Source organism: Xenorhabdus miraniensis, from assembly GCF_002632615.1.
Window position 1 is genome coordinate 1 of the sequence record NZ_NITZ01000056.1, and the last position, 5,896, is coordinate 5,896.

Annotated in this window: 6 protein-coding genes and 1 pseudogene; 1 reads left to right on the forward strand and 6 read right to left on the reverse strand. The window is 56.2% G+C overall.

Annotation, left to right across the window (positions count from 1 at the left end; genetic code table 11):
• Positions 1 to 2: 2 nt before the first annotated feature.
• The 3 genes and pseudogenes from Xmir_RS21740 to Xmir_RS34735 all read right to left on the reverse strand — a co-directional run.
• Positions 3 to 425, reverse strand: coding sequence for a hypothetical protein (locus Xmir_RS21740; protein WP_244171018.1), 423 nt, complete (start codon positions 423 to 425; stop codon positions 3 to 5).
• A gap of 5 nt (positions 426 to 430) precedes the next feature.
• On the reverse strand, positions 431 to 856 hold the full coding sequence (locus tag Xmir_RS21745) for an AHH domain-containing protein (RefSeq protein WP_244171019.1): 426 nt from the start codon (positions 854 to 856) through the stop codon (positions 431 to 433).
• Between the two features lie 90 nt (positions 857 to 946).
• Positions 947 to 1,024: pseudogene (locus Xmir_RS34735) on the reverse strand (RHS repeat-associated core domain-containing protein); the annotation flags it as partial.
• A 418-nt stretch (positions 1,025 to 1,442) separates the two neighbouring features.
• Between Xmir_RS34735 and Xmir_RS26035 the strand changes: the two are divergent.
• Positions 1,443 to 1,595 carry a hypothetical protein gene (locus Xmir_RS26035; RefSeq protein ID WP_167386042.1) on the forward strand — a complete coding sequence of 51 codons (153 nt, stop codon included), beginning with the start codon at positions 1,443 to 1,445 and terminating at the stop codon, positions 1,593 to 1,595.
• Positions 1,596 to 1,905: 310 nt separating this feature from the next.
• Here Xmir_RS26035 and xerC read toward each other — a convergent pair whose 3' ends face one another.
• The 3 genes from xerC to Xmir_RS21755 are packed head-to-tail and all read right to left on the reverse strand — an operon-like array spanning position 1,906 to position 5,841.
• Positions 1,906 to 2,955 (reverse strand): site-specific tyrosine recombinase XerC, encoded by a 1,050-nt coding sequence (gene xerC, locus Xmir_RS21750; protein WP_038234955.1) that lies wholly within the window; start codon positions 2,953 to 2,955, stop codon positions 1,906 to 1,908.
• Entirely contained in the window at positions 2,912 to 3,166 is a 255-nt protein-coding gene (locus tag Xmir_RS24210; RefSeq protein ID WP_139837552.1) for a hypothetical protein, read from the reverse strand. The genes xerC and Xmir_RS24210 overlap by 44 nt, the downstream gene beginning before the upstream one ends.
• A gap of 8 nt (positions 3,167 to 3,174) precedes the next feature.
• Positions 3,175 to 5,841 (reverse strand): CHC2 zinc finger domain-containing protein, encoded by a 2,667-nt coding sequence (locus Xmir_RS21755; protein ID WP_099116067.1) that lies wholly within the window; start codon positions 5,839 to 5,841, stop codon positions 3,175 to 3,177.
• Between the last annotated feature and the right edge of the window lie 55 nt (positions 5,842 to 5,896).

The window sequence follows — 5,896 nt, forward strand, 5'->3', positions numbered from 1 at the left end:
TGCTATACGAAGTTATTACGACTAACCATATTTAGCATATGGTGACATTCATCACTAACGTCTTCTAAGAATGAATCATATTCTACGTTATCAGCCAATCCTTGCTTTTTTCTCATAAGATATAATTTTCTTTTCCTAATATTTTCCTTTACATAATCCTCAATTGACACTTTTGCTCTGTCAAGAATATCTTTATCTGCCTTTTTATAATCTTCATGAAGATAAAATTCAGATATGAGATCGGAAAAAAAATCACTCCAAATTGCATATTGACTTGGAACATCCTGATCAAAAAGAAGTTTTATAGCATCTTTTTTATCCTCTATAATTTCATATCCTTCTAAATTATCAGAAGAGCCGGAAAGAAAATTAGAGCTTTTAAAAAATATCATTGGCTCCATATAGAAATCTATTACTTCATTCATTGATATCACCCTAATATTTTACTCCAACGTTCAAACACTCTTTTCCTTCCTATTTGGTTAACATCTTTACCAAATATTTTCGTGTTATACATATCCTTAGATCTAATTATGTTTCCATCCATCATGCCTTTTTTGGCTATATCTTGTATGTTAGCTACTTGCTTCGATATTGCCTCTTTGGATTGCTTAAGGTCTATTCTATCTAAAGCATTTCTCATTGCATCTGTATATCCATTATGGTTGCCTTGGTGCCTTGTCATTGCACTGACACCGTCATCAACTTTTCTCAAAAATATGCCGTTGGCAGCAACATCAATATCATAATCGATTTTTTTCAACGCAGGGTGAGTTGCTAACTCTTTCGGTATAACATGATGAGCCTGATGACCACTCCATTTACTGGAACGCGGCAAGCCCATATCTTCCATCATGTTTTTACCCAATTTGGTCGAACACCCTACCAATCCTAATGGGTCGACCCAACCAGTGGGATTATGCACATAGCCATACGGGTTCAGCCCGCCCAATAAGCCGATCGGATCAGGCGAGATGTACTGCGCCGTCTCCGGCGAGTAATACCTAAACCGATTATAATACAACCCGCTCTCTTCATCCTCATATTGCCCTGCAAAGGGGCATCATCTCCGACGCCATCATACTCGCAGGGCGACGGCAATCCGTGCAGGGCAAGGCTTTCAGGATAGCAGAGAAGGCCCATTTTACCTCGATCACTTTTTTGACCCCGACGTGCACTTTCTGATTGTTTTCATCGGCAACGGGCGAACGTCGTCCGGTTTACCGGACGGCGGGCGGCCGTTCTGCGGGTGCGGGCGGCATAGAGCCTGCAATCGGCGCCCCTGCGACGCTCGGGATCGCCGAAGTTTCAGAGACAACTCCGTGTTTGCATGACAACGTGTTTTGTTCAAGGGAAGCCCCCTCAGGGGGCTGCACGGGGCGGAGATGGCGAGCACGGGAACGAGCAACGCAGCAACGCGAAGTGCGAGCCGCGCGCAGCCAGTGCAGCGGGGTCGGGGCGGGGGAGGTAAAACCGGAGGCCGCAGGCCGACCCGCCTTCAGGGTTGTTGGCCGGATGCAGGCAAGGCGGCTAAAGCAGAAGCCGGATTGGCTGAACGCGAGCGCGGTGTTCAGGGTCGGCGCGATGTTGGCTGAGGATTGGCTGAGAAGGTGAGAGCAGAAGGCGCAGCCTTGTGCGCCACACCCTGCGAGGCCGAACAGCGGGGGCCTGACATAATGTTAATTATACGCATTAAGCCGCTTTGCGGCGGTTAGGGTGTTTCGGGCGCTGCCCGGCGCAGTGCGTATAATTCCCCCACATTATGTTGAATAGGCTTTGGGCGGCCACAACAGACTTAACGGGGACACCACAGCTTAGGCCGCGCATTGCCTATTTACCCCCGCAGACGCCGGGGCCGACGGGCAGTCCGGTCACGGTCTGCCCCCGCACCGCACCCTGCCCAACCTAACGGGGACGCCCGGGTTTTCCGCCACGTCGGGCGTGAGGGTCAGAGGCCGTGCCGTCAGCAACGCCGTGCCCTGAGCGGCTCTCGGGCGGCTCGGTATCCGCATCCGGCGGTAGAGGGTCTGTTCGCTCTGCCGGATGGGTCTGCTGATGCACTTTCTTCAGGTGACCGATAGCCACCCGGGTATATCGCTGGGTCGATTCCAGGCTGGCATGGCCCAATATCGCCTGGATATGCCGGGTATCTGCGCCGTTCTCCAGCATTTGTGTGGCCATGCCATGCCGGAACAGGTGACACCCCCCGGGTTTGTCGATGTTGGCACGGTGGAGCGCATTGCGCACTATCTGGGTCAGGTTGTTGTCATTCAGCCCCCGGCCATGTTGTGACACAAACAGGTAACCCGGGTCTTGCCCCCACACCAGACGCGGGCGGACATCGTTAAGGTAGCACTGCAACCAATGCCGGGCTGACTCACCCAGCGGAACCACCCGATCCTGACGGCCTTTGCCCTGCCGGACAAACAACATGCTGCCCGCTAAATCCAGCTCACTGAGCTGCAACCGGGCGAGTTCTGAACGCCGGATGCCACTGCTCCACAGCGTTTCCAGTATCGCCCTGTCACGAACACTGAGCGGGTTGTTGCTCCCGGTCATCGCCAGCACCTGCCGGGTTTCCTGCTCGTTCAGCATGCCCCACGGCAACCGTCGCTCGGCGCGGGGCAACTCCAGCTCCCGCGCCGGGTTATACCGCAGGTGCTGCCGCTTCACCAGCCAGCGGAACAGGTGGCGCACGCTGGTCAGTTTTTTGATGATCGTGCTGGCCGTTATCGGCCGGCCATACCGGTTTTTCTGGGCGGTCAGGCTCTGCTGCCAGCTTTCCAGCTGCGGGAAGCTCACCTGCTGCGCCATCGTGATCCCCCGTTCGTCACACCACGCGATAAATTCCCGCAGGTTTCCCCGGTAGTGTGCCCGGGTTTCCCGTGTGTAGCGCAGGGCGTCGAGGTGGTCAAGGAAGTGCTGTATGTGTTGCCTGAGTGTCAGTGATGCCATGATAAGCCTCCTGTCTGTGTGATAAGGGGCGGTTACGATACGTTTCGTTCATCCCCCCCCGGAACAGTGTTTTTTGCGCTAATCCGACCGCTTTTCTGTGATGCCTTGTTATCTCTGCCTTAGCGGGGATTTTACGTTCCCGACCACCTGCCGACGGCACGCCGACCCAGGGGCGACTGCTTATCTCTTTCCCCCGACCGGAACACGTCATACCCCCTTTCAGGGCACTATCAAGCCGTTCAGGTGCGCGGCATCGCTGCCGTCGCCGTCAAACAGCAGTTCATAGGTGAACGTCAGCCCGCGCCGGTGCAGCAGCAGGTATTCCATTTCAACCAACCGTGAGAGATGGAGTTTGAGCTGGGTATCGCCCCACAGCACGGCATCGCGTAACTGCTTGCGGGTAAAAATCATCTCGTGGCGCGGCTGGCCGCTGTCCCTGACCCAACCCTGTATTAACAGCAACAACTTGCGGGTCTGCGGCGGCATCTCGTCCAGCGTCCGGCCTAAGATGTCATGCGCGAGCTGGTTCGCCAGACGGATATCATCCTTGGTCACTTCGAGGTATTCCAGCTTGCGGCCACGATGCTCAGCGGTCTTGATGTCCCGCTGGTACTGGTGCAGCAGGGCAATGCTCTGAATCAGCGTGAGATACTTCATATGGTCGCGGCGGGTGCGGGTTTTGTCTGACAGGAAGGTCAACTGGCTGGCGTAGGGATTCACCACATTCAGGGGCTTAAGCAGCCGCTGGGCGTTCTGGTGAAGCGCCGTCAGATACTCCCGCTCGTTTTCAGCCAGCAATCCTTCGAGGGTTTGCTTATGGCGCTGTAACGCATGGATGGCTTCCGTTTGTTCACGGGATTCATTGACCGTCAGCACCAGACAGCGGTTGAGCAGCTCTTCATCCACATCAATGGCGGTTGTGGTCAGCATCAGCATCACCGGGCCTTTCACCGTGTAGCTTTTGGTGACGAGGTTCCCGGTTGCTTCGTCCTTGCCCGTGCTTGCCATGGTCAGCTCGCCGTCACTCTGCAACAGCTTGAGCGCATAGGCCGCCTGCCGTACCCCTTCTTCTTCGGCGATAGCCAGTATCTTATGTTGCAGGTTGGTTTCACCGAGGTAGAACAGGCTCTGGCCGGTCATGGCGCTGTACTGGATGCGCTCTTCTTCCGGTATCAGGTTGAGCACCGCCTCCATTAAGGACGATTTCCCGGCGGCGCTGCTGCTTTGTATCAGGACGGCTAAGGGTTTGGGCAGTTTGCGGCTGACGGCGGCCAGATAGCCTGCCAACAGGTTGGTTGATTCACCGACAACCCCGCAGGCGCTCAGGTCAGCGGTGATACGGCTGATAAGTTCGGGGTCTTTCAGCAAGGCTTCGGCGGCGTGTTGTTCATCCGCACTCAGGGAGTTAGCGGCCTGCGCCGTGTCCGCCTCTGCCCATGTACGTTGTTCCAGCACCAGTAACACCCGCCCCAGCTCACGCTTAATCAGCGTATCCGGCAAGGCCAGCTCCTGAGAAGCCTGACGCACGAAGGCCGACCGGGCACGGGCGCTCAGGATATCGAGGCTGTCCACGAACAGTGCTCCGCTGGCTTTGTCGATTAACTGCACATTCACTTTCATCACCGTGGCACCGGCTTTCTGTTGCGCCCCGCGTATCCGCCATTCCTGCCCGTCCTGCCGGACAACGATATCCCCGTTGTCGGCAAGCGTCGTGACCACACCCGGTTCAGGCACCAAAGCCGCCGCAGGGACTGACACGGTGGCGGCGGCATTTTGGTCTGCCAGCGGCGTTTTTGTGGGTTCACCGAGCCACTGTGCTGCGTCCAGTAACTGGCCGAAGGCATTTTCTGGATTGGCGACTTCGCAGCTAAAGCGATTGGCATCGCAGCCTTCGGGGAACACGACCCGCCAGACAGCCAGCCCGGCCAGTTGCAGCTCGGCGGCCAGCGCCGCCGCCGCGTCATTGCCCGCTTTATCATTGTCATAGGCAATATGTACCTGCCGGATGTCATGCTGCCGGAAGGCGGCGCGGTGCGCCTCGGTAAACCCGTGTACCCCATAGGAACAGGTCACATGCCGATACCCCGCACACCAGAACGACATCGCATCAATCAGCGATTCACACAGGATCACCGAGGCCGAACCGGCCAGCCCGGCTTCATTCCAGACGCCGCCATGCGCCCCCGGCAGATACAGGTGCAGCGGGGTGCCTGCCCGCAGGCGGTCCGTGATTTTGCGGCCATACAGCTCCTGCACCTGCCCTTCAGCACCGATCACCGGAATGACCAGCGAACCGCTGAAGTGCTCATGCCCGCTTTCCCGCAACAACCCGACCGCCTGAAGCCGGGCGCGGATCTCAGCCCCGGCTTTCTGTTTTTTATCGGGCAACCGATAACCGAGGGTGCGGTTGGCAAAGCCGAGTTTAAAGTGGCTGACCAGTTCGGGATGGTCAAGGCGGCGTTTTTTCAGATATTGATGCACTTCCGGCGCATTGAGCAGGGTCTGGTGATAGAACTCAACCACCCGTGACAGCAGCGCCTGTTGTCCGGCGGCATCCCCGGCCAGTTCCTCACTGGCTACCAACGGCTCGACGGCCGGATTTTCACCCAGCATCGCCCGCAACCGCTCCACGGCATGGCGCAGGCTCAACCCCTCGGTTTTCATCACCCAGTCGAGCACCGACCCGCCGGCATCGCAGCCAAAGCAGTGATAAAGGTTCTTGGATGGGGTGATCACCATCGAGGGAGTTTTTTCCTGATGGAACGGGCACAGCACGGTCATGTCCTTGCCGCGCGGGGTGAGCTTCCGCCCCTGCTGCTCAATCACGGCAACTAAGGAGACGGCGGATTTCAGGTGCTGTAATTCTGCGTCGGGAATGCGAGCCATATCAGATATCCTTACAAAATATTTTTTAATAAAGCATCGATGCTTGATAAGTTAG

What these genes read in the sequence shown, in the direction of transcription:
- Xmir_RS21740 (WP_244171018.1), bottom strand. Translation starts at nt 425, where the DNA reads ATGAATGAAGTAATAGATTTCTATATGGAGCCAATGATATTTTTTAAA.
- Xmir_RS21745 (WP_244171019.1), bottom strand. Translation starts at nt 856, where the DNA reads ATGATGGAAGATATGGGCTTGCCGCGTTCCAGTAAATGGAGTGGTCAT.
- xerC (WP_038234955.1), bottom strand. Translation starts at nt 2,955, where the DNA reads ATGGCATCACTGACACTCAGGCAACACATACAGCACTTCCTTGACCAC.
- Xmir_RS24210 (WP_139837552.1), bottom strand. Translation starts at nt 3,166, where the DNA reads ATGACGTGTTCCGGTCGGGGGAAAGAGATAAGCAGTCGCCCCTGGGTC.
- Xmir_RS21755 (WP_099116067.1), bottom strand. Translation starts at nt 5,841, where the DNA reads ATGGCTCGCATTCCCGACGCAGAATTACAGCACCTGAAATCCGCCGTC.